This is a genomic window from Paratissierella segnis (assembly GCF_014385195.1).
Classification (GTDB): Bacteria; Bacillota; Clostridia; order Tissierellales; family Tissierellaceae; genus Paratissierella; species Paratissierella segnis.
Window position 1 is genome coordinate 48,099 of sequence record NZ_JACRTG010000003.1, and the last position, 23,681, is coordinate 71,779.

General features: G+C 31.8%; 26 protein-coding genes. 20 read left to right on the plus strand and 6 right to left on the minus strand.

What is annotated here, in order from left to right:
- The first annotated feature begins 27 nt into the window (after positions 1 to 27).
- The 4 genes from H8707_RS00875 (at position 28) to H8707_RS00890 (ending at position 3,970) form a co-directional block, all read left to right on the plus strand.
- Complete coding sequence (locus H8707_RS00875; RefSeq protein ID WP_262428253.1) at positions 28 to 804, plus strand: tyrosine-protein phosphatase; 777 nt, start codon at positions 28 to 30, stop codon at positions 802 to 804.
- A gap of 119 nt (positions 805 to 923) precedes the next feature.
- Positions 924 to 1,319, plus strand: coding sequence for a BlaI/MecI/CopY family transcriptional regulator (locus H8707_RS00880; RefSeq protein ID WP_262428254.1), 396 nt, complete (start codon positions 924 to 926; stop codon positions 1,317 to 1,319).
- Positions 1,319 to 3,409 carry a M56 family metallopeptidase gene (locus H8707_RS00885; RefSeq protein ID WP_262428255.1) on the plus strand — a complete coding sequence of 697 codons (2,091 nt, stop codon included), beginning with the start codon at positions 1,319 to 1,321 and terminating at the stop codon, positions 3,407 to 3,409. The genes H8707_RS00880 and H8707_RS00885 overlap by 1 nt, the downstream gene beginning before the upstream one ends.
- Before the next feature lie 147 nt (positions 3,410 to 3,556).
- Complete coding sequence (locus H8707_RS00890; RefSeq protein ID WP_262428256.1) at positions 3,557 to 3,970, plus strand: DUF3842 family protein; 414 nt, start codon at positions 3,557 to 3,559, stop codon at positions 3,968 to 3,970.
- Between the two features lie 31 nt (positions 3,971 to 4,001).
- Here H8707_RS00890 and H8707_RS00895 read toward each other — a convergent pair whose 3' ends face one another.
- Both H8707_RS00895 and H8707_RS00900 read right to left on the minus strand, forming a co-directional pair.
- The gene (locus H8707_RS00895) at positions 4,002 to 4,583 is read right to left on the minus strand and encodes a hypothetical protein (RefSeq protein ID WP_262428257.1); all 582 of its coding nucleotides are present in this window, start codon (positions 4,581 to 4,583) and stop codon (positions 4,002 to 4,004) included.
- A gap of 1 nt (position 4,584) precedes the next feature.
- The gene (locus H8707_RS00900) at positions 4,585 to 5,109 is read right to left on the minus strand and encodes an ECF transporter S component (protein ID WP_262428258.1); all 525 of its coding nucleotides are present in this window, start codon (positions 5,107 to 5,109) and stop codon (positions 4,585 to 4,587) included.
- Between the two features lie 382 nt (positions 5,110 to 5,491).
- Between H8707_RS00900 and H8707_RS00905 the strand changes: the two genes are divergently transcribed.
- Positions 5,492 to 6,052, plus strand: coding sequence for a TetR/AcrR family transcriptional regulator C-terminal domain-containing protein (locus H8707_RS00905; RefSeq protein ID WP_262428259.1), 561 nt, complete (start codon positions 5,492 to 5,494; stop codon positions 6,050 to 6,052).
- A gap of 28 nt (positions 6,053 to 6,080) precedes the next feature.
- Here H8707_RS00905 and H8707_RS00910 read toward each other — a convergent pair whose 3' ends face one another.
- Positions 6,081 to 7,109, minus strand: coding sequence for a hypothetical protein (locus H8707_RS00910; RefSeq protein ID WP_262428260.1), 1,029 nt, complete (start codon positions 7,107 to 7,109; stop codon positions 6,081 to 6,083).
- Between the two features lie 192 nt (positions 7,110 to 7,301).
- Here H8707_RS00910 and H8707_RS00915 point away from each other — a divergent pair, with 192 nt between their 5' ends.
- The 9 genes from H8707_RS00915 to H8707_RS00955 all read left to right on the plus strand — a co-directional run bounded on the left by H8707_RS00915 (position 7,302) and on the right by H8707_RS00955 (position 13,573).
- Positions 7,302 to 8,654, plus strand: a complete 1,353-nt coding sequence (locus H8707_RS00915) for a radical SAM protein (protein WP_262428261.1) — start codon at positions 7,302 to 7,304, stop codon at positions 8,652 to 8,654.
- A 16-nt stretch (positions 8,655 to 8,670) separates the two neighbouring features.
- On the plus strand, positions 8,671 to 9,330 hold the full coding sequence (locus H8707_RS00920; protein ID WP_262428262.1) for a TVP38/TMEM64 family protein: 660 nt from the start codon (positions 8,671 to 8,673) through the stop codon (positions 9,328 to 9,330).
- A gap of 73 nt (positions 9,331 to 9,403) precedes the next feature.
- Positions 9,404 to 9,697 carry a hypothetical protein gene (locus H8707_RS00925; RefSeq protein WP_262428263.1) on the plus strand — a complete coding sequence of 98 codons (294 nt, stop codon included), beginning with the start codon at positions 9,404 to 9,406 and terminating at the stop codon, positions 9,695 to 9,697.
- 37 nt (positions 9,698 to 9,734) lie between these two features.
- The gene (locus H8707_RS00930) at positions 9,735 to 9,896 is read left to right on the plus strand and encodes a hypothetical protein (protein ID WP_262428264.1); all 162 of its coding nucleotides are present in this window, start codon (positions 9,735 to 9,737) and stop codon (positions 9,894 to 9,896) included.
- A gap of 70 nt (positions 9,897 to 9,966) precedes the next feature.
- Complete coding sequence (proC, locus tag H8707_RS00935) at positions 9,967 to 10,773, plus strand: pyrroline-5-carboxylate reductase (RefSeq protein ID WP_262428265.1); 807 nt, start codon at positions 9,967 to 9,969, stop codon at positions 10,771 to 10,773.
- A 97-nt stretch (positions 10,774 to 10,870) separates the two neighbouring features.
- A complete protein-coding gene (locus tag H8707_RS00940; RefSeq protein ID WP_262428266.1) occupies positions 10,871 to 11,560 on the plus strand; it encodes a cell wall-active antibiotics response protein in 690 nt (229 codons plus the stop codon).
- Positions 11,561 to 11,661: 101 nt separating this feature from the next.
- Entirely contained in the window at positions 11,662 to 12,024 is a 363-nt protein-coding gene (locus H8707_RS00945; protein WP_262428267.1) for a GntR family transcriptional regulator, read from the plus strand.
- Positions 12,024 to 12,719 (plus strand): ABC transporter ATP-binding protein, encoded by a 696-nt coding sequence (locus H8707_RS00950; protein WP_262428268.1) that lies wholly within the window; start codon positions 12,024 to 12,026, stop codon positions 12,717 to 12,719. The genes H8707_RS00945 and H8707_RS00950 overlap by 1 nt, the downstream gene beginning before the upstream one ends.
- Positions 12,720 to 12,730: 11 nt before the next feature.
- The gene (locus H8707_RS00955) at positions 12,731 to 13,573 is read left to right on the plus strand and encodes a hypothetical protein (RefSeq protein WP_262428269.1); all 843 of its coding nucleotides are present in this window, start codon (positions 12,731 to 12,733) and stop codon (positions 13,571 to 13,573) included.
- Between the two features lie 31 nt (positions 13,574 to 13,604).
- Here the strand turns inward: H8707_RS00955 and H8707_RS00960 are convergent, their stop codons facing one another.
- Positions 13,605 to 15,671: a hypothetical protein gene (locus H8707_RS00960; protein ID WP_262428270.1), complete on the minus strand. Its 2,067-nt coding sequence runs from the start codon at positions 15,669 to 15,671 to the stop codon at positions 13,605 to 13,607.
- A 164-nt stretch (positions 15,672 to 15,835) separates the two neighbouring features.
- On the opposite strand from H8707_RS00960, the gene H8707_RS00965 reads away from it, so the two are divergent.
- Positions 15,836 to 17,065 (plus strand): M48 family metallopeptidase, encoded by a 1,230-nt coding sequence (locus tag H8707_RS00965; RefSeq protein WP_262428271.1) that lies wholly within the window; start codon positions 15,836 to 15,838, stop codon positions 17,063 to 17,065.
- Between the two features lie 7 nt (positions 17,066 to 17,072).
- Here H8707_RS00965 and H8707_RS00970 read toward each other — a convergent pair whose 3' ends face one another.
- Positions 17,073 to 17,909, minus strand: coding sequence for a YitT family protein (locus H8707_RS00970; RefSeq protein WP_262428272.1), 837 nt, complete (start codon positions 17,907 to 17,909; stop codon positions 17,073 to 17,075).
- A 294-nt stretch (positions 17,910 to 18,203) separates the two neighbouring features.
- On the opposite strand from H8707_RS00970, the gene thpR reads away from it, so the two are divergent.
- The 3 genes from thpR to H8707_RS00985 all read left to right on the plus strand — a co-directional run bounded on the left by thpR (position 18,204) and on the right by H8707_RS00985 (position 20,193).
- Positions 18,204 to 18,743, plus strand: a complete 540-nt coding sequence (thpR, locus tag H8707_RS00975) for an RNA 2',3'-cyclic phosphodiesterase (protein ID WP_262428273.1) — start codon at positions 18,204 to 18,206, stop codon at positions 18,741 to 18,743.
- Positions 18,744 to 18,805: 62 nt separating this feature from the next.
- Positions 18,806 to 19,435 (plus strand): histidine phosphatase family protein, encoded by a 630-nt coding sequence (locus H8707_RS00980; protein WP_262428274.1) that lies wholly within the window; start codon positions 18,806 to 18,808, stop codon positions 19,433 to 19,435.
- 20 nt (positions 19,436 to 19,455) lie between these two features.
- Complete coding sequence (locus H8707_RS00985; RefSeq protein ID WP_262428275.1) at positions 19,456 to 20,193, plus strand: nitroreductase family protein; 738 nt, start codon at positions 19,456 to 19,458, stop codon at positions 20,191 to 20,193.
- 13 nt (positions 20,194 to 20,206) lie between these two features.
- On the opposite strand, the gene H8707_RS00990 is transcribed toward H8707_RS00985, so the two are convergent.
- On the minus strand, positions 20,207 to 20,680 hold the full coding sequence (locus H8707_RS00990) for a hypothetical protein (RefSeq protein ID WP_262428276.1): 474 nt from the start codon (positions 20,678 to 20,680) through the stop codon (positions 20,207 to 20,209).
- 1,058 nt (positions 20,681 to 21,738) lie between these two features.
- Here H8707_RS00990 and H8707_RS00995 point away from each other — a divergent pair.
- Positions 21,739 to 22,683: a linear amide C-N hydrolase gene (locus tag H8707_RS00995; protein ID WP_262428277.1), complete on the plus strand. Its 945-nt coding sequence runs from the start codon at positions 21,739 to 21,741 to the stop codon at positions 22,681 to 22,683.
- A gap of 118 nt (positions 22,684 to 22,801) precedes the next feature.
- Entirely contained in the window at positions 22,802 to 23,674 is an 873-nt protein-coding gene (locus tag H8707_RS01000) for an SPL family radical SAM protein (protein WP_262428278.1), read from the plus strand.
- Positions 23,675 to 23,681 lie beyond the last annotated feature (7 nt).

Sequence of the window (23,681 nt, forward strand, 5' to 3'; positions counted from 1 at the left end):
AATAACAAGCGAGAGGATGAAACGATGATGAAACATTTGAAACACATTCCCCTGGACGGGGCTTATAATGTTCGCGATTTGGGAGGTTATCCCACAGCTCAGGGATTTTCAACTAAATGGGGGATGCTTTATAGAGGCGATGCTCTGTGCGGACTTACGAAAAAGGATTGGCAGGTACTGTTAGAACGTAATGTATATGCTGTTATAGACCTGCGCAGCAAGTCAGAGGTGAAGTTAAATCCAATTGCCACTCCAACAAACGTGATGTATGAGCATTTCTCATTGATGAAGGAGCTGGATGATTTGCCTGTCAGCAATCCAAATGTAATGCTGGATGCAAGCACAGACAGTATAGATAATTTTATAGAAAGTATGAAGCTGGATTACAGTAAAACATTGTTCGATAACCTTACCTGCTGCGTGGATATTCTCAATGCCATTACGGATAATTTAGGAAATGGAAGCGTCATTTTCGCTTGTACCGCAGGCAAGGATCGTACCGGCATCATAGCAGCGGCTATTTTGTATCTCTGCGGTGTAGAGCGTGAAGATATCGTTGCTGATTATATCGTCAGCAGTATCTATAATACCAATGGTGTCAACAAATCAATGAGCACTGCATTTGAGAATATTGTTAATTTGTTTCCTGACCCATCGTTTTTGAATGAATGTATGGCATCCAAGCCCGAGACCATTATTAGTCTATTAGACGATATGGATGACAAAAACTTTAAATCACTGCTATCAGAAAACGGATTTGGTTTAGAGAAGCAGCAGGAGTTGATAGCAATACTTGTTGAATAGTGAATGAGAATCCACTTTTCCGAGTCTTCAAACGCGTCGATTTATAATTATATGATTTCACTTAAAAAAATCCTTGACAAAAGGGTCTACAAAGCATAGACTAAATATAACAAAGGTTTATGACTTGTAGACTGAAAGGAGTGTTTCATATGATAGAATATAAACTTACTGAAGCAGAAGAAAATTTGGCGCACATAATATGGGCGAACGAACCAATCAGATCGCCTGAATTGGTGAAGATATGTGAAGCAGAATTTGATTGGAAAAAGTCAACTACTTACACAATGATAAAAAGACTTGAGGAAAAGAAGATAGTTCAAAATAACAACAGCATAATAACGTCATTTATAAAAAGAGATGATTTTTATGGAGAACAGAGTAAAATCTTCGTTGAAGAAAACTTTGGAGGTTCTTTACCTAGATTCTTGACAGCATTTACAAGGCGAAAGAAACTTAGCGATAAAGAAGTGCTTGAACTTAAGAAACTAATAAATGAACATGAGGAGGGAGTTTAATGGATAAATTGTTTTTACAGATTATCAATATGAGCATTACTTCCGGCTATGTCATTTTATTTGTTTTAGTAATTCGGTTTTTCTTAAAGAAAGCACCTAAGATTTTCTCCTATGGACTTTGGGCTATAGTTTTTCTCAGGCTTATATTTCCTTTTTCCTTTGAGAGCATATATAGTCTAGTAAAGATCAATACAAAGACCATACCCCATGATATAGTTTATACACAAACACCACAAATTCAAAGTGGAATAACAGCAATTGATGGAGCGGTAAATAGAGCATTACCGGCACCTATAGTAGGGGCGAGTGTGAACCCAATGCAAATATGGATTTCAATAGGAAGTGCAATATGGTTGGCGGTATTAACAGTGCTTTTAATCTATAGCATATATACTACAGTAAGACTTTCAAAAAAATTAAAACTGGCAGTACATGTGGATAAGAATATTTATAGAATAGACACTATAAAGACAGCTTTTGTTTTTGGGTTAATAAAACCTAAAATATATCTTCCAAACAATCTTTCTGAAATTGAAGCGGCATACATCCTAAAGCATGAACAAACACATATTAAAAGATTTGACCATATAATAAAATTCTTAGCATTTTTAATAGTATCTATTCATTGGTTCAATCCTTTAGTGTGGCTTTCATTTTATCTGATGGGAGAAGATATGGAATTATCCTGTGATGAATCGGTAATAAAAGAAATGGGCTATGAAATAAAAAAGGATTATTCCAACTCATTGTTATCATTGTCTACTGGGAAAAGAATAGTAGGGGGTTCTCCTATTGCATTTGGTGAAAACAATACAAAGGGCAGGATAAAAAATATATTGAACTACAAGAAACCTAAATTCTGGGTTATAGTGGTATTAATTCTCATCATTATAGCATTAGCTGTAGGGTTGTTGAGCAATCCACCTGGCAATGGGAATGATGATAATGCTAATGCAACCGTAGAGGATTATGCATGGCAATTTATAGACAATGAAATTGAAATGTATGAAAATGCTGAATGGGCAGATTTTAAATTTATAGACAAAAAGATTACCAAATTGGAGAAATTATCATCTTTTGATAATATACTTTCAACTCCAATTGAATTATGGAAATTAGAGTATAGATTAAAACCTGAAAGCATGGACGGAGTAGTATTGGCAGGGGGTATGAATATTGAAGATGGTTGGATAACTGAAGACAGCAGTATAGGTAAACCATATCTGGTTTTTACTTATGAAGATAACAAACTTGTATATTTAGGTAGGGTGACTTCATTGGACATAGTACCTATGGATACCTTGGCATCACAGGAAATAGGAATTAGAATTATGTTAGAAGATATGGGACAATTACCTTTTGAAACCTATGAAGGCAATCATGTAGTCATAAAATTCCCCTTATCTACAGGAGAGATATCTCAGCTACTGTTATCTCAGCCGGTAGTACAAGGGAAAAATGGCATATGGACTGTTGAAAGATGGATGGATGGCAATGGCAATATATATCATGAAATTCCAAATCCTAAAGAAGATATAAAAATCCAAGATTATTATAAAGCTTTACAAGAACAATCTGATAGAGGACAGGAATCAACACTTATAGATCCTATTGAAGTAGGATATGATTATATAGTAAATATTTTAGGGCAAACACTTGTAAAAAGAAACAATTTGGAAATTATCAATCCGGCTGAAATCAATGACTTTATGGAGACTCCGGAGAGCCATTATATTGGATATATAATAAAAATAAACTTGAATGAAAGTCATATTGACATTGATAAAGTTGAATTTTTGACACTAGAGGATGAAGAAAGAGCTGCGGAGTTGAATATAGACATTAACCTGGATATGCCTTCAGGTTTTTATATTTATAATAACAACACATATCCCTATGCATTGGATTTAGCAGATGATACTGAATATTTAATATTCAAGGAAGATGAATCAGGTGTAGTTTCAGATCATAAATCCGTTAATAGAAAAGAATTCATAGAGTATAATGAAGGATTAAATTATGCCCCGCTGTATCATATATATACAAAGAACGGGTACGTAACAAAAATAGAAGAACAATATCTGCCATAAGTTCCATTTTAGGCTAACATGATCTCAAACATTTCGAACTATGGCTAGGAATTGAAATACTGGGGAAATATGATATTATAAAATTTGACATAATTTATATTCATTATATTTGATTGGCAATAAAAGGTCTACGAAAGGGGTATATTCTTGAAGATACTTGTAATAGATGGGCAAGGTGGTAAAATAGGCAAAATGGTAGTAGAACGTCTCAAAGCTACTATACCTCAATATGAACTTATAGCAATAGGAACAAATAGCATAGCAACAGCTGCAATGCTGAAATCAGGAGCGGACTTCGGAGCAACCGGGGAAAATCCGGTCATCCGCAACTGTGAGGATGCCGATATAATAATCGGACCTATTGGAATAATTACAGCAAATTCATTTCTGGGAGAAGTGACGCCCAAGATGGCATTAGCTGTAGGAGATAGCAAGGCTAAAAAGATATTAATTCCTATAAATAAGTGCAATGTAACTGTTGCAGGGGTGCAGGAGATGCCCTATAGTGATTTTATACAATTGGTTGTTGAAGAAGTAGAAAGGACTGTTATAGAAAGATAAAATGTGTTGCCATCAGGGCAACACATTTTGTTTAAATATTAAATATTAAATCAGCTTTTTCTTTAATCCTCATTTTTTCAAAATAAATATTTTCCTTTGGTATCCATTCATTAATAAATTTTTGAAGCATAACCGGGCCATTTCTTTTTAGAATTCTTTCTATTTGTTCCAGTTCATTTATCTGTAGAAATATTTTCAAGTCATAGTTTTTAATTAACGTGGGATGCATACTGTAACTGCCTTCAATTATATTTAATCTTTTAGGCTGTATTACAACAATATCATCCAGTTCCAATTTTTTGCAATTGTATAATTGATACTTAAATGTTTCTTTAGATTTTATTCCTGAGATAACTTCATCATTAAATCGTACATAATCTACATTTCCGCCTACTTCATTTAGTCTTTCTTCCGTTTTTAAATTCGGAGTTAAAAAGAAATCATCCATATGAAAAATATTTGAATCAAATTTTTCACCTATTAAATTAGCTAATGTACTTTTTCCGACGCCGCTATTGCCGTCAATTGCTATATTAACGGTATCACGCTCTTTAAGCAAATCATCAATTCTTTCAAATATAATGGATAGTGTATCATTGGTGATTCTCTTCATGTTAAATCAGCCTTGCCTTTTGCAGAGCATTTATTAATATAGGAATAATAATTATTTGAATAATGATTCCGATTATAGCGTTTGTAAATGCCCCTGCGATAAACATTTCAAAAGTATAAGGAGCATTGTTTAGACCCAATAAAATTACATTTGCAATTCCTAAAATCACTCTTCCTCCAAGCATCGCCAGAATTAGTGTCAGATAAGTAAAAACGGGCTTTTTAGGGAATAACTTATAGAATAAACCGGTTAATAGACCATATGCTCCTAATTCAAATGCCATTGCTATAGCTACAGGAAACATTGGGGGCATACCATTTATAACGCTAGCTAGTAATGGTGTAACAAATCCTACCATCAAACCGTAAGGCCAACCACAGACAAATCCCGAGATCAAAACCGGTATGTGCATAGGCAAAACCTTCTGCCCCAAAGCTGGAATTCTTCCTGTAAGAGATGGCAATATAAGTCCTAAGGCTACGAATAGCCCTGCAAGGACTAAATTTTTGATTGAATTTTTTTTCATATTTTTTTCCTCCTAACAAAAATAAAATACCACAAAGAAATTACTCATCCTATGGATAAGCAAATACCTTCATGGTATACTTAAAAAATGAATCCAATAATAATTGTTTATAGTTTTATCTCAAGCGTAATTGAGAGATATTTGAAATGAAAGGGTATCGACTTCAGTCAATTTATTAAGTATAAATTAGCATAAAAAGCACAGTTTGTCAATTGTGAATTGTAATTGTAATTGTAATAAATATAAAAGCAATAGAAAACATATTAATTGTTTGGTACAACTATAATATCTGTAAGTATTGTGGTATTATGGAATTAAGTATTGAAATGGATAAAACATTCAATTTTGGGTAAAGATATATAAAGCAGTTTTTCTTAAAGGAATGGTAAATATGTCGGGTTCACTGGTAACCAAACAAGCTTTGGCAAATTCATTAAAAGAATTAATGAATGAGCGAAGTTTTTCTAAAATTAGCGTGAAGGATATTGTTGAAAAATGCGGAATGAATCGCAAAAGTTTTTATTATCATTTTAAAGACAAATATGATTTGGTAAATTGGATATACTACACGGAATTTGTGGCAGAATTTCAAGATGAGGACTATTTATCACACTGGGAAATCATAGAAAAAATTTGTGAATTTCTCTATAAGAATAAATCCTTTTACAGCAATGTCTTGGAAGTGAGAGGTCAAAATTCATTTTATGAATATTTTGGGGAAATCTTAGCATCGATTATTGCAGTACAATTTGAGGATATCTTTGAAGATAGCGAATATAAGAAATTTTATATAACATTTTTTGTGGATGCAATAAGAACATCAATTACAAAATGGCTATTAGAAGGTGGGGAAATTCCTCCCAAAACTTATACATATTTATTAAAAAATGTCGCAACAGGTGTAGTTCTAAAGGTAAATGAAGATATGGAATACAGCAATTAATAAAAGGTGAGATTTTTGGGTCTCACCTTTAGCATGAGAAAGAGAAGATATCTTCTAGTTTAATATTAGTTATATTTAGATTTGAATTAGTATTTTCATTTTCTGTAATTATCTTACCATCTTGTAATATTTTTATAAAACAAGATTTGGATGAAATAATTTTGCTGACATAGGACATATCCTCATATAAGTCGATTAAAAAGGTTGGATATTTTTGATTCGTCTTCATATCTTGTATATAGGAAGAAACTTTTGCAATGTTTTCTTTTTTGCAGTTTTTTGAATGAATGAGAAAAGCAAAAGTTGAAGTTAGATTAACGATCTTATTTATCCATTCATTATTTAAGATAGTTTCAGTATCTTTATCATCATAAATGCTATGAATTCCATATAAACACTTATTTTCTTTTAATAACTCAACAGTTGACAAAAGTTCTTGATTTTCTTTCATTTCTTCCATGTTAATGGAAATTAGAATATTTTTTAAGTTCTTTATCTTTAATATATCATTTATGTCCAGATTATTAGGATCTGCAAATAATATAAAAGCACAATCCGGATTTTTTTCAAAGGCCTCAAACAAATTTTCTTTTAAGGATGTATTGTCATTAATAAAAGCTATATAGCTGAATATTCCCATATCTTTGCCATCGCTTATTGACTTCAATATGTCAGATGAATTTAAACTAATTGCAGTCGGAATTGTAAAATCAAATATTATCGCCCATGGGGTATTGTATTCGTAGCAATTTTCTTTTTCTCTGATAGTATTAGCTCCGTATGTCCAACTGTTAAGTCCTATATTTATTCCGAAAGTTTTAAGTATATTATTATCCACATTATTAACCGTATTAAAAACTAAATCATAATAGGAACTATCCTCATTTTCCAACATATTTTGTGCAATTTGATAAAAATATTCTTGAAATCTTCCTTTAGCAAAATGAGCGCCTAAATCCACAAGGTTTCTAATCCCGCGTTTTGATTTTGTTCTAATTTCTTTTAAGCCTTTATCTATTGCAATATCCAACATTGTTCTCGTTAATTTCTGATGCATCAGACTCACTCCTTTTATGTATATAATTAATATAAACTATTATGAAAAAGATTTCTATGGACATAACAGTATTTTGTCAAAAAAGTCAACAAAATTTTCTGATGTCGTAATTTTGGACATTATTCTTTTTTGTCTAAAGACATTCTATTAACCATGATTTAAAATAAAATTAAATTAGGGGGTAGATATATTATGAAAGAAAAAACGTTGAAAGAAAACTTCCAATCCTATGGTATAAAGAAGGTTTTAAATTATTTAGATAGCGATCCGGATGCTAATATACCCAAAATTATAGATTGGGTGGAAAAATTTGATAGAAACGGTGATATCAGCAGTCAATTAAAAGCTGTTAAAAACGTATTATCTGATACTGATAGCAATTGGTACAAATTAGTTAAAAGTTTGTGGACAGATATTGATGATGATGTAAGAAAAACCATGTTTGAGAATTTTGTTGTCAATACTACTATTTTAGGAGCCGCCAGAAAGAAAAAGATAAAAGAACAATATAATTGCAGCGTTCCATGGGCTATATTAATGGATCCTACATCTGCATGCAATCTTCATTGCATAGGGTGTTGGGCAGCGGAATATGGCAATAAATTAAATATGGATATAGATACACTGGATAATATAATAGAACAAGGCAAAGAAATGGGCACCTACATGTATATTTATTCAGGCGGAGAGCCTATGGTTAGGAAAAAGGATATTATAAAGTTGTGTGAAAAACATGATGATTGTGTATTTTTAGCATTTACCAATGGCACCTTAATTGATGAAGATTTTGCAAAAGAAATGCTGAGGGTTAAAAATTTTGTACCTGCTATAAGCGTTGAAGGATTTGAAGATGAGACGGACTTTAGACGTGGCGATGGAACGTATAGTCAGGTTTTAAGAGCAATGGATATACTTAAATCAAATAAACTTCCTTTTGGAATTTCTTGTTGTACTACCAGCCAAAATACTGAGGTAATAGGCAGCGAAGCCTATATTGATGATATGATTGAAAAAGGTGCTAAATTTGCTTGGTTCTTTACCTACATGCCAATCGGTAAAGATGCAGTGCCGGATCTTATGGTCAGTGCTGAACAAAGAAAATTTATGTATCATCAAGTAAGGGAGTTTAGAAAAACTAAACCTATTTTTACGATTGATTTCTGGAATGATGGAGAATATATTGACGGATGTATAGCAGGAGGAAGATGCTATCTTCATATAAATGCTAATGGAGATATTGAACCTTGTGCATTTATCCATTACTCGGATTCAAATATCCATGATAAAACTCTTTTGGAAGCATATACATCACCTTTATTTATGCAATACCATGATAATCAGCCATTTAATGATAATCATTTAAGACCATGTCCTTTATTGGATAATCCGGGAAGATTATCAGATATGGTGGATAAATCCGGGGCAAAATCTACTGATCTTCAAAACCCAGAAGATGTTCATGATCTTGCTGATAAATGTGTAGATAAAGCTGAAAAGTGGGCTACAGTCGCCGATGAATTATGGGAGTCAAGTACTGCAAAATAATGTTAGAGGTGATTTGGTGAAAAAACCTTCAAAACAATTTTTATTGAAGTTACTACCGGCTATAGTGGCATTTGTAGGGATTATAATATTTCTTTCCTACGGTCAGAATATTACGGTTGATGATATAATAAGCTATACACCTGAAAATAAACTAATGGCTTCTATATTTATACTCTTGATGTTTTTTATAAAATCCTTGACAGTTATGTTCCCCGTAGCAATTATATATATTGTTACGGGGATGATATTTCCTCCCTTTTTAGCAGTACTTATTAACATTATAGGTATTGGTATAGGGTTTTCTTATTCCCATTGGGTGGGGCACACTTCGACAAGTAATTTGAAGGATCAATTAATGATTAAATATCCAAAATTGACGCAATTGGATTCTCTAATGAAAAACAATGAGTGGTTCATTACCTTTATTGTGAGAATGGTTGGCATAATTCCAATAGATGTAGTTAGCATATTTATGGGATCGGCTGGAATATCATTTACAAAATATTTGACTGCATCAATTTTAGGAACACTTCCTATTTTATTGACAACAACTTTTATCGGTAGTACGATTACAGATCCAACATCTCCGGAATTTATCTTATCATTATTGTTAAGAGTTGTAATTTCTGCTTTATCAAGTCTTATCTATAAAAAGGCAATTAACAAAACCGGTTAATTTAATAAAATAGTTCATAATACCCTCCATTCTGGCATAAAATCTTATTAAGATTAGGATAGGGGGGTTATTTATGTTTGACGACTTTATGAGTGCAGAGATGTTGACGACTTTTGCCGGTTTGACCGGTGCTGTGATTGTAATTGTACAGTTTACAAAATCAATAATAAAGAAAAGATTTGGTGATTCCTTTATAAGGGTTTATGCTTTTGCAATTTCCCTAATACTGACTTTTATATTTGGAAAAAATTCCTTTAATGCTGAGGGAATAGTTCTCTCTATTATTAATGCCATGTTAATTACCATAACCAGTTTTGGAGGGTATGAAATGATGGCGGATCCAATGGCACAAGGAAAAAGAAAATAACAGGCTTTCAAATATAAAATTATATTGGAGGATTTTTATGAAATTTGCAACATTTTATCAACAGGGAAATGATGAGGGATTAAAGGAAAAGGTCGAGGCATGGATAAAAGATAATGAAGATAATATATTGGAGATTGTAGATGTAGAATACGAATACTCAAACAATACTTATATGGCAATAATAACTTATTTAGATTAAAGGGGTAATAAACTCCTTTTTTTTTGTATGCTTTTATGGTATATTCTAATAAAAAGGAGGCGTTGGTTTTATGGATAAAATTATAGGCTTTATAGGTTGCGGCAATATGGCTCAGGCTATTATGGGCAGTATAATAAAGGCAAAATTGGTTCCAACAGAAAATATCATTGCATCCGATGTAATACCATCTCTTAGGGAAATGGTCTCTGAAAAACACAATATAAGAACTACAATGGATAATAAGGAGGTTGTTAGGGCAGCAGATTATGTGATACTTGCAATAAAACCAAATGTTTATGAACTGGTACTCAATGAGATAAAGGACTATATAAAAGAAAATGGCATAATACTAAGTATTGGTGCAGGTATCAGCTCTTCATTCCTTAAGAAAAATCTAAATGAAGGGACTAAATATGTAAAAGTTATGCCAAATACTCCCGCATTAGTAGGGGAGGGTATGTCAGCAGTTGCTATGACTGATATGTTTTCAAAAGAAGAATTTAACGAAATATTAAGTATATTGAATACATTTGGCAGAACAGAAGTTATACCGGAATATCAAATGGATGGGTTTACAGCAATTTCCGGCTCCTCTCCGGCTTATGTATTTATGATGATAGAAGCTATGGCCGATGGAGCAGTACTTGAAGGCATACCTAGAGTGCAAGCTTATACTATAGCGGCACAAGCGGTTTTAGGATCCGCTAAGATGGTTTTAGAAACAGGCTTGCACCCAGCAGCATTAAAAGACAATGTATGTTCCCCGGCAGGGACAACCATAGATGCTGTTGCAAGTCTTGAAGAAAATGGATTTAGGTCTGCTATTATAGAAGCTATTAGGGTATGTGCGGATAAGAGCAGGGAAATGTCAAAATAGGTAAAAGGTAATATGTAAAACATAGTAAACAGTTAGCAACAGGGAATCAGGGATTAAGTTTTGTGCAGTATAATTGTATTTGAATGGGGGTTTTATTTTGCGGGAAAGATATTTTTTTGGAATTTTATTAATTCTTCTTGGGCTAGGGTTTTTAGCGGATCAATTAGGCTATTTTCAAATGGGAGAGATCATTTCCACATATTGGCCATTGGTTTTGATTATCGCCGGAATAACTGGATTATTCGATAGGAAATCCTCTAAGATGGGTAATCTAATAGTGCTTGCATTGGGTATTTTGTTTCAATTAAATAGATTGGACTATTTAGAAGTTGAGGTATTCAGATTATTCTGGCCTATAGTTTTAATTATTGTCGGATTGAATATACTTTTTACAAAAGGAATAAGCAATCACAATGTTAAGGTGGATCCGGACAAATGGTCTACAAATGTCATAGAAGATGCAACTGTAGATTCATTTGTAATTTTTTCAGGATTGGAAACGAATAACCAATCACAGGAATTTAAAGGTGGAAAATTGACAGCGGTCTTTGGAGGGATTGATCTAAGATTAACTGAAGCAAATCTTTATAATAACGAAGCATTTATAGATGCTACTACGTTATTTGGCGGAATAGATATAATCGTACCAAATAATTGGAGAGTAGAAATGACAGGAACTCCAATCTTTGGAAGCTGGAGTAACAATGCAAGGTCAAACCCTGATCCGGATGCACCTGTGCTTAAAATAAGATGTATGCCTATATTTGGGGGGATTGATGTAAAATAATCGTTGGGAAACTTTTCCCAGCGATTTTTTTTAAATATATATTGACAATATGGATATCCTAGTGTACTATATAATTAATACACTAGGATAGGGGTGAAAGTATGAACTTTGATAGTAATTTACCTATATATATTCAGATCATGGATTTAATAAAAAGACAAGTCATAACCGGAGATTTAAAGGAGGGGGATAAATTGCCATCAGTAAGAGAAATTGCTACACAATTGAAGGTCAATCCAAATACGATACAGAGAAGCTATCAAGAGCTTGAAAGAGAAAATTTAGTTTATACACAAAGGGGTATGGGTACCTTTGTTACTGAAGATAAACAATTGGTTAAAGAATTAAAAGTGAATATAGCAAAAAATATTATAAACAATTTCCTAGATGACATGAAGGCAATTGGATATAGCCCCCATGAAATACTGGATTTAATCAGCAATAGGGTAAGGGAGGGAAAATAGTGACCAACATAATTGAAATAAATAATTTAACTAAAAGTTATTATAATAAAAGAGCATTAAACAACTTAAATTTAAATATTGAAAGTGGAAAGGTTGTGGGTATACTGGGGCCAAACGGCAGCGGTAAAACTACGTTGTTAAAAATTCTTGCCGGATTGTTGAGACAGTCTAAAGGAGAAGTTTTAATAGATGGACAAAAACCCGGAGTATATACAAAGTCCATTGTATCTTATCTTCCGGATAGAAATTTTTTATACGATTGGATGAAAATCAATGATGCGATTTGTTTTTATAAGGATTTCTTTGTTGATTTTGATGAAGATAAAGCTGATGATTTATTGAAATTTATGAAATTGGAAAGAGGTATGAAGATTGATTCATTGTCCAAAGGTATGAAGGAAAAATTAAATCTGACATTGGTGTTGGCAAGAAAGGCAAAAGTCTATATATTAGACGAGCCGATTGCAGGTGTTGATCCGGTAGCTAGAGACCAAATCTTAAATGCCATAATAAATAATTATGAAAAGGATAGCTCTATGGTAATTACTACACATTTAGTTCGAGATATGGAAAATATCTTTGATGATGTTGTTTATTTAAGCGAAGGAGATATACTGCTTCAAGGTAATGCCGAAGGCTTAAGAGAAGAAAGACAAATGTCGATTGATGAATTATATAAAGAGATATTCGGTTAGGGGGGATATAGATGTTTAAATATATGAGATATGAAATTAAAGGAACGCATAAATTTATGGGACTTTTAATACTATTTGTATTGGGAGCTTCTACAGGCATTCAGTTATTTGCATTAAATGCTTCAAAAAAGTACAATGATGGGTTAGATGGGTTTGGAAAGATACCAAATTTGCTAATGCCACTTCTAGTTCTAATGATCTTTGGTGCTTTTGTCACGGCGCTATTCTATATTATTGGTTCATTTCGAAAGGAATTATATGAAGATAGGGGATATCTCACATTTTCACTTCCTCTATCAGGGAATCAAATATTAGGATCTAAGATGGTAGCTGCTCTAATGTGGGCTGTGGCAATAGGTCTGTCAGTTATTGTATATAACGCACTTTTAGGTTCAATCTTATTTGGATTTGATTGGGTAGAAGGCGTAAAGTATGTATTCAATATCATACCTTCTAGTTTTACAATAACAATAGGTCTTTTTATTATACTTTCGTCAGTTATTACATTGTTATTAATATATTTTGCAATTACGTTAAGTAAAGTCAGTATAAAAAACAAGAAAATAGGCGGACTTTGGTTTATAATTTTCTTGATATTGAATTCTTTTGTAAATTATTTAATCCTAAAAGTATCCGGTGTATTTCCATATTATCTCGATTTAAATACATTTAAAATAACAGGATTAAATTCATTAATTACAAAAAGTTTTATGAGCTATGTGGACATGGGATTTTTTGTAACAGGTAATGGTACTACATTGGTAAATATATTCAGCTTTATCTTTTCAATATTGATAGCTGTAGGAACGTTCCTAGGAACAAGCTATCTAATTGAAAGAAAAATAGATCTTTAAAGTATTAAAAAATGGCGGGTAACCGCCATTTTTAGTACTTGCTAAACCCTTCTTTAATTATGTCATATGATTTTTTTAGTCTTTCTTCTTTGATTGGTGTGTCCCAACTTTCCCATGTATATTTAAACAACGGTGTTGTGAAGTAACTTTCTTCATTATCCGATTCATAGGCACTTATGGATATATTGATACCATCTATTATAACGCGACTATCCAATCCATTAGTATAAAAGTCTCCTTGAATTTCCTTTTTACCGGGATCGGTAAATCCTAATACACCCCATGGGATTCTAAGCTCTGCGAAATTTTTATCTTTATTTATATAATAGTCACTTAATGAGTCATATTTTTCTAATTCAGGATTTCCAATACCTTGTATTAAATTACCTATTTCTATATCATTGAACGGAATCTTTAAGCCTGTCTTAAAAGCAGTAGTTCCCTCATTAACCAATATCCTAATGGGATTATAATTTTCCGAATTTTTATCTTCATAATCAGGATTATTATCCTTAAGTGAGTCTTTGTATTTAAAATAATGGATGTCGTAATAGCTGTCCACTAAAATTTTAGAGTCATTATCATTTCCAATTTTAATAACAAAATCCATAGCCTCATCGGAAATTATATTTAGATTAAAGGGATTTGAAAAATTCCCCTGTCCTTTAATAGTGTCAATAGATATGGTAGTATCAATAGGTTTAGATTTTAAATCGTTGTACGCAATTCCAAAATATAAATATCTCTCGTCATTTTCCATGTATATATTTTTTATAGGATTTTTTTCTTTTTTATCAGAAGTATAAATGGGTTCTATTTTATTCTTTTTCCAATCTTTTATATCACCATCGACCTTAATCTTATTTCTGTCCATGCTTAGTATTCCAAATTGTTCTTCGGAATTGAGAGCATCAGACCAGTTATCCCAATTATCATTCCAACTATATACAATTCCTCCAAGACATTTCTCTGTCATTATATCTTCAAACATATTTACTATATGATAACCTTGCTCTTCTTCATTTAGATTTCCCTTATTTATTCCATGAATATTTATATGATTTAAAACCTTAGAAGTTGGTACTCCAAATTCAGAGACCAATATTGGCATTTCATGATTATTTATTAAATCGTTTAAATATCCTGCAAAATTATTGGGCTTACCCCTTTTGTCCATATGCAATGTATACTTAGGTTCTAGGTTTAGAAAATCCGGGTAATAGGGATAAATGTGATATGATGCAAAATATGAAATATTTTTTGATTTAGTTTTTATATTATTGGGATTAATTTTTACCATATCCTCTTCCTTAATCGGCTCTGATAAATGAGTTAAAAAGTCGGTAGTAGGCCAATTTATAAAACTTATTGGATGCATCCAGCCATATTCGGACATTTCATATGATAGGGCATGATCCATTATTTCAGCTAAAAAATGTTCAAAGGCGTTTCCCTCTTCGGTATAGAAATATGTACCTTCAAAGTCGCCCTTATCGCTTCTTTCCTTATTTGCGGTATCAACTATGTTGGGGTCCCATTCATTACCCAAAATAAAGCCCAATAGGTATCGTGAAACATTGGAAGTGTAATTGCCAAAGGCTTGTCCGTCTCTTTCCGGGATTTTAGCCTTACCGTTAATTGCATCAATTGTTATATTTATTTCATCCTTAAAAGGGACTATATTATCCAATTTAAATACATCAGGGATTTCAGCCAGTGTATCCTTATCTAAACTTACTCCTTGAAAGAAATATAGGGGTTTTTCACTCTTTATATTGTATTGAAACAATGCATCATAAAAATCCGGACTTTGCAATTCATATACTCTTATAGTATTTGCATTCATTTCATGAATTTTTTCAAACCACCTATCGTAATCTTTTATACTTAGATCAGTATCATACTCCAGATTGACACCTTTTATATTGATATTCTCCCAGTTATCGTTAAGATAAATTTGAAATTTATTGTCATTGATTTTAGCTGCATATTGGATATCATTTTCAATATAAACATCTTTAACATCTTCTTTTGAGGTACAACCAAACAGTAATGACAATAAGATTGCAATTATTAATAGAAATTTTGCTTTTTTCATTTAGCCCTCCTCCTTTTGTTTATTCTTGCACTATTATTCTATAACGAATACCCTATAAATTTCAATTGAAGTTTTTCAACTACATTATATCATTAAATCATTAGATTATTAAACATAATTAGGTTATAATATAAATAGTAATATTAATAAGAGGCGGTGACAAGATGGATAGAAAATTAATGGCATTCTTTGTGTCTTTCTTTGTTTTTTTAATTATTTTTATTTCTTTTGTTATATTTAGTGAGAATAAAAACATGATGGAACTTAGAAATGATTATCCGGATCTTCCAGAAGAAGTTTTTTCTCTTAGAAAGGATAATCTAATAGTCTGGGCTATTAATTTAGTTCTTTCATTTTTAGTTCCTTTACTATTTTTGACTACAAGATTATCACAGCGTATTAGCATTAAAACAGGCGATGATCGGGGACTGTTTTTATCGGGATTATTATATGGAGCGGTTTTTTTCATTATAGTTTTTTTAATCAATTTACCGCTTAATTTCTATTCGTCTTTCTATTTGAGGCATAAATATGGACTTAGCGATCAAACGTTTTTTAGATGGCTTGAAGTCAACATAAAATCTTTCCTTGTAAACGATTTGGCAATGTCACTTTTTTTATGGATTCCGTATTATATAATATATAAAAGTCCAAAGCGATGGTGGCTTAGTTTAGGGCTTATGCTGATTCCGGTATTGATATTTATGGTATTTATAACACCATTTGTAATCGACCCGATTTTTAACAAATATACATCAATTGAGGATGAGGCATTGGGAAAGCAAATTCAAGTACTCCTGGATAAAGCAGGTGTAGGCGATGCAGATATTTATATGGTGGATAAAAGCAGAGATACAAAGACCATGAATGCATATATGACAGGCATATCTAAATCAAAGAGAATAGTTCTATGGGATACGACCATAAAAAATATGACAGAAGATGAAGTTTTAAGTGTTACTGCTCATGAAGTAGGACATTATGTAAAAGGGCATATTTGGAAGAATATAATTATAGGGAGTTTAGGGTCTTTATTAATTGCCTATTTAGTATTTAAGACTTCAAATTGGATATTAGATTTATCATACGGAGTTTTCGGATTTAGAAATATTTATAATTATGCATCTATACCATTATTGATATTTACCATAAATTTATTTACCTTTTTTGGCAATCCGATTTCTAATTATGTATCAAGAAATTTTGAGATGGAAGCCGATAGATATGAGATATCTTTGACAAAGGATAGGGAATCGGCAGTAACAGCAATGGAAAAACTTTATGAACAAAGCCTTGATATTCCAAGACCGTCAAAGATTTATAAGATATGGTATTATACTCATCCTCCATTGGAAGAGCGAGTGGAATTTTACAGAACAACAGAAATTGAGTAGGAGAAGGCTAGAATCCTTCTCCTTCTACTTCCGAAACATGGGAAATAGATATAAAGGCTCTATCATCAACAGATCTTATAAAATCTCTTATTTTTATATATTCTCCCCTTGAAACAATTGTATTTATTATTTTCTTTTCAACTTTTGAAAATCCTCCTGTAGCGTGATATATTGTGGTTCCCCTATTTATTTCTTCAATTATATACGTATTGATTATCTCAAATTCATTTGAAATTATAAACATGCTTATTTTTCGAGTAAAGCCTTCTATCATCTTGTCTATTACAAATGAATTGATTATTATGCCTAGAACTGCATACATTCCAAGTCTTGGACCAAATACCAGTCCTGCAAAAAGGGTTATTAAAAAATCTGCAATTAAAAGGGATTTTCCTATATCTATATGAGTGTACTTGTTGATCATTCTAGCTATTATATCGGTTCCGCCTGTCGAAGCATTTTCGTTAAATATTATTCCCATTCCCATTCCGGAAATTAGAATTCCAAATGCTAAATTTATAAATAGATCATCAGTATATGGACCTTGCATTGGAAATAAAATTTCCAATACGGATAGGAGCCCGGACATAACTAAACTGGTATAAACAGTATATCCTCCAAATTCCTTTCCAAGGAATATGAATGCAATAATAAATAGAATTGTATTAATAATTCCAAGAGTCAAACCTATGGGAATCGAAGGAACTAATGAATTGATAACCATTGCAAGTCCTGTAGCACCTCCGACTGCTAAATTAGATGGTATAAGAAAAAAGTGCAGTCCGCAAGTCATTATAATAAGACCTATATTTATTAAAATAAACCTTTTAAAATTAAATTTCATAAAAAACCTCCTCAAAATATGCATATAGATATTATAATACCAATTGAAACATAAAAAATTCACAATTCACAATTCACAATTCACAGTTCACAATTCACAATTCACAATTAACAATCAAAAGAAAAAGGAAGAGTAAGAACAATCAACATAACAATACATTTATAAAACAATGGATTATGTTTATATATATATGATAATATAAAAGGAGAATTAAATAAAGAGGGGCAATTGAAAATAATTTCACAAATTATAATCGAAAAGTAGATTTTGAACTAATATATAAAGGAGATACAAATGAGATTATTTATGGCTATCAACTTTGAAAATAATGTGAAGGATGCAGTTCAAAATATAATTGATGACTTAAAAAAATATTCAAAACAAGGGAAATATGTAGACAGTGAACATATGCATCTGACTTTGGAATTTCTAGGAGATATTTCTCCTGAAAAGGTGGATTTAATAATAGATGCAATGAATCAAATATCCGGAGAAAAGTTTATTTTAGCTTTGTCTAAAATAGGATATTTCAAACGTAGGGAAGGAAATATCTATTGGATTGGGTTTACAGAAAGTCCGTCTCTATTTAGGATTCAAAGTAAACTCCACAGTATACTGGTGGATAGAGGATTTGATTTAGAAAATCGGGAATACAAACCTCATCTAACCATTGGAAGAAAGATTTTGATGAACTCAAATTTTAATCCAGAGAGGTATTTAGAAGATTTAGGCGAAATAAAAATTTCCGTTGAAAAAATTGACCTTATGCAATCAGAATATATTGATGGAAAATTGAAATATAAAGTTATTTATTCCAGGGATATTAGGGATTGATAAAGTGCTTTTTCAGGAATAGTCCCAAATATATTTAAAGATTTCATATTACGGAGGAAAAGATGAGATTATACATTACAAGACATGGAACCACTGAATGGAATATTGAAAAGAGGCTTCAGGGCTGGGGAGATTCTCCTTTGACTGAAGAAGGTATAAATCGGGCTGTTAGTTTAGGAGAAAGTTTAGCAGATGTTGACTTTGACATTATATATACCAGTCCACAAAAAAGAGCGATGGAAACGGCTAAATTGATAATGGGAAATAAAAACACCAAAATAATTACTCATGATGGACTTAAGGAATTAAGATTTGGGATATGGGAAGGAATGGAGTTGGATGAAATAAATGAAAAGTATCCTGAAGAGTACTACCTGTATAGAAACAGACCTGAACTTTATATCCCTATTGATGGAGAATCCTTCAAAGATTTATTCAATCGGGTAGAATCATTTTTAGAGGAATTAAAGGCTGTAGATTATAGAAATGTCTTAATTGTAACCCATGGGATGACGATAAAAACATTAATTACTATAATTAAAGGGTTAACTTTAGATGAATTTTCATCCTTGCCGGTTTATACGGGAACCGCCTTAAATATCTGCGAGGTAAAGGGGGGTAAATTTGAATTAATTGTAGAAGGTGATATATCCCATATTAAGGGCTATGAAAAATTTGATGAATCATATTGATAAAAAAGGGGTGCATTTAATTGAACGAGGTAATAAATCAATTGAAGGAAAGAAAATCAGTTAGAGTATTTGAAGATAAAGAAATTGACCTAAATATTAAGGAAGAGATCATCAGAGCTGCCTTTGAAGCTCCAACGGCCGGGAATATGATGCTTTATAGCATTCTTGATATAACGGACAAAGAGCTAAAAACCAAATTATCAGTTTTATGCGACAATCAACCATTTATAGCAAAAGCACCAATGGTATTAGTATTTCTTGCAGATTATCAAAGGTGGTATGATGCATTTGAATTAAATGAATGCAATCCAAGGAGACCTGGGGAAGGGGATATATTGTTAGCATGTGCAGATGCAATAATAGCTGCACAAAATACAGTTGTAGCTGCAGGCTCTCTAGGTATCGGGTCTTGTTATATAGGTGATGTATTGGAAAATTGTGAAGAAGTAAGGGAATTATTGGAGCTTCCTGAATTCGTACTGCCGGCAGCAATGTTAGTCTATGGCTATCCTACACAGCAGCAAAAGGATAGAAAAAAGCCTGTACGTTTCAAAAAAGAATATATAGTATTTGAAAATAAATATCGCAGGCTAAATAAAGAAGAGCATGAAGGGATGCATCAAATTAAAAACGAAAAGACCAGCATTAACAAGGGTGCTATAGAAGGAATCAAAGCTCTATGCAACCGCAAATATATGTCAGACTTTTCGTTGGAGATGAATCGTTCAGCGGGAGAGTATATGAAGAATTTTCGTTAAGGAATAGTCTGTCTCAGTAAGTCCTATTTATAGAGGGGAAAGTATCCTCAATGTAGGACTTTTGCATATCCGGGCATTTAATCTTTTCATATTGGGATATTTTCTTGAACTTTAAAGGATTATCCCTTTCTATTCTTAAGAGTATTGCTTTCTGGTAAAGCTCTTCATTATTTTTTGCCAAATAAATATAATCCGCTTTAGGGACTTTATGACCTGACATAATTCTCCTTGCGATGATAATGCAATTTAACTGTATTTGGGAAGAATCTCTCATTTCTTTTATTTCCTTATCAGCTTTTTTCAATTGAGTTCTCAAATTGTCTAACTCCTTATTAGCCTCACGCTGATATTTTTCAATAGGGTCATCTTTTTGCTGTAGGGAGTTATTTTTTTCTTTTTGAGAGGATAAAGCAGAAGATGCATTGGATAAATCTTTTACCGTGGTGATAAAATTATATTTATAAGGATTAAAACCTCCTATACGCATACCGATACCTCCATAATTTTCACAAGCCTCCTTAATATATTCGGTTGAAATACATAAAAGTTTAGTGGGTTTGTTTCATTAATATGTTACAATACAGAAAAGGAGAAAAATAAAGTGGGATAAAATGGAAGAGTATAATGTTGTATGAATGTGCACCCGTGGCTGTATTGGAGGTGTTATTATTAAAAAGATTGTTGGATTTTTTAGAACTACTTTAGTTATTTTATCATGTTTTTTGCTTGGGTTTAGCATATATGCTTGGGTCTTTGAATTAAGAATAAATGATTCTGAGTGGTTACCAATAATGCTTTCAAGTATTTTTAATTTATTTCTATTATTTATTTACTGTTTACTAGGGATAGAATTTATTAAACCCTCAAATATGCAAGAAAATAAAGTTATAAAAGTTTTAGCTAAAATAGGATTTGGAGGGAATATAATTTTATTTATATGTTGTATATTAATTTTTATTGGATTTGGTATTATACCTTAATCACAATTCACAATTACAATTGCTAAGGCCTAGCTTTTTAGGGCTTTTGATTGCAATTTAAGGTTGATCCCCTATTGTGCATTTTGCATTGTGAATTTCCCATACTTCATATTTAACGTCATCATTGGTAGAATTATATGCGTTTTAAAAAAATTATTGGTTGGTGTATATATGGATTACCAGAACGAAAAAGTATTAGACTTAAGGATTATGATTATTCACAGGCAGGATACTATTTTATTACTATTTGCACACAAGATAGATTAGGAATATTCGGAGAAATCGTAGTGGCAGACGACCGACCCTGTCTGCCCACAAGCGGAAATGAAATTAAATGGTGTTGGTGAAATAGTATATAAATGCTGGAATAAAATAAATGATATTTATGATAATGTAAGAGTAGATGCTTTATCTGTCAATATATAGATAATAATCCATTGAAATGGACTGAAGACAAATATTATATTGGATGAGAATAATTTCCAACGTTACGACATGGGAACAGCTTAGGTTTAATAATTGTCCAAGCATAAAATATGAAAAGTAAAATATAGAGAGGTTTATTATGTGTACAGGTATAAAAATAAATTATGAAGATGGCTGCGTAATGGGAAGAACAATGGATTATGAAGTTCCATTAAATTATAATGTGCTTTATTTACCTAAAAACTACAATTTTTGTAATGATTTAATGGGGAACCCATTGTATTCAAAATATAAAACAATAGGAATGTGCTTTGAAAATAGAGATCCATTGAAAGACGGTGTAAATGAACATGGACTTATAGGGATTACCAATGATTTTTTTGGGTTCAATCTTTATAGTAAAGAAGTTAAATCGGAAAAAACGAATATTTCCAGCCTATTTTACTTGACCTATGCCCTTGCAAATTATAAAACTGTAGAGGAATTAGTTGAAGATTTGCCAAATATTCATATATCTATTAAGAATCATAAAGGGGACAATGTACTATCTCCGGATTTTCATTTTATGTTTGCTGATTCTACTAAAAGATGCGTTGTTATTGAACCTAAAAGAACGAAACTAATTTGTTATGAAAATCCATATGATGTAATGACCAATTCACCAAGTTTTGAATCTCATGTTAAAAGATTGAATCAACTATTAGATTTAGAGAATTTTAATGAGTTTAATGCTGCTAAAAACCTGCCGGGAGGCTATGATCCTATTTCCAGATTTATTAAATCCTTCTATCTAACTAAGATGAATGTTAAGTCAAATAGTTCTAAGGAAGCACTTTCTAATTCATTTAACATATTGGCTGCAATGACTTTGCCAAATGGATTTATTAGAAACAAAAAATATAATCATACTACTTTTACTAGATATATTTCTTCTTATGATTCAAAAGACAAACTATTAACTGTAAAATCAAGTACCAATCCAAATGTTTATCAATTAGGGTTTGAAGATATTGAAGATAGGGATAATAGACAAGCATTTTTTCTAGATTTAAATTTTGTTGCAAATAAGTTAAGGATAAATTAAGTTATTAGTGACTATGTTTTATAGGGAAGTGCTTTTCTCCTAAATATTATAGTGAATTTCATAAAAAATATGATACTATATGGGTTAATAAAAATGAACAAACTAAAGGTGAAATATTATGCATGAGGTTGAAGTTAAGGGAATTTTGTCTGCTAAAAATGGAATGAATCTATATAGGGGCTGTACCCATGGATGTATATATTGTGATTCTCGAAGTAAGTGTTATCAGATAAATCATGCCTTTGAGGACATAGAAGTAAAGAAAAATGCGATAGAATTATTGGAGAAAGCTTTACGAAGTAAACGAAAGAAATGTATGATAGGTACCGGCTCCATGTGTGATCCTTATATCCATTTAGAAGAGAAAATAGAGCATACAAGGAAGTGTATGGAGCTTATTTATAGATATGGATTTGGGTTGACTATATTGACTAAGTCTTCAAGGATTTTAAGAGATTTAGATTTATTGAAGGCTATCAATTATAAGACTAAGTGTGTTGTTCAAATGACGCTTACTACTTATGATGAGGACTTGTGTAGGATTATTGAGCCAAATGTGAGCACTACCAAAGAACGTTTTGAAACCTTGAAGATAATGCACGAAAATGGCATTCCAACAGTGGTATGGCTTGACCCTATTCTCCCATTTATCAATGACACTGAGGAAAATTTGCGAGGAATCCTTAGCTACTGCATAGAAGCAAAAGTATATGGAATTATCTGCTTTGGGATGGGTCTTACACTAAGGGAAGGGAATCGAGAATATTATTATGAAAAGCTGGATGAACATTTTCCGGGATTAAAAAACAGATATATACAAAGATATGGCAATTCCTATGTAGTAACAAGTGATAACAATAGAAAGTTAATGAAGATATTTAATGAAGTCTGTGATAAAAATCAGATTGTATGTGATAGTGAAAAGGTATTTTCATATTTGCAAGAATTTAATGATAATGATGAAGTTAGACAAATAAGCCTATTTGATTAGGAGGGTT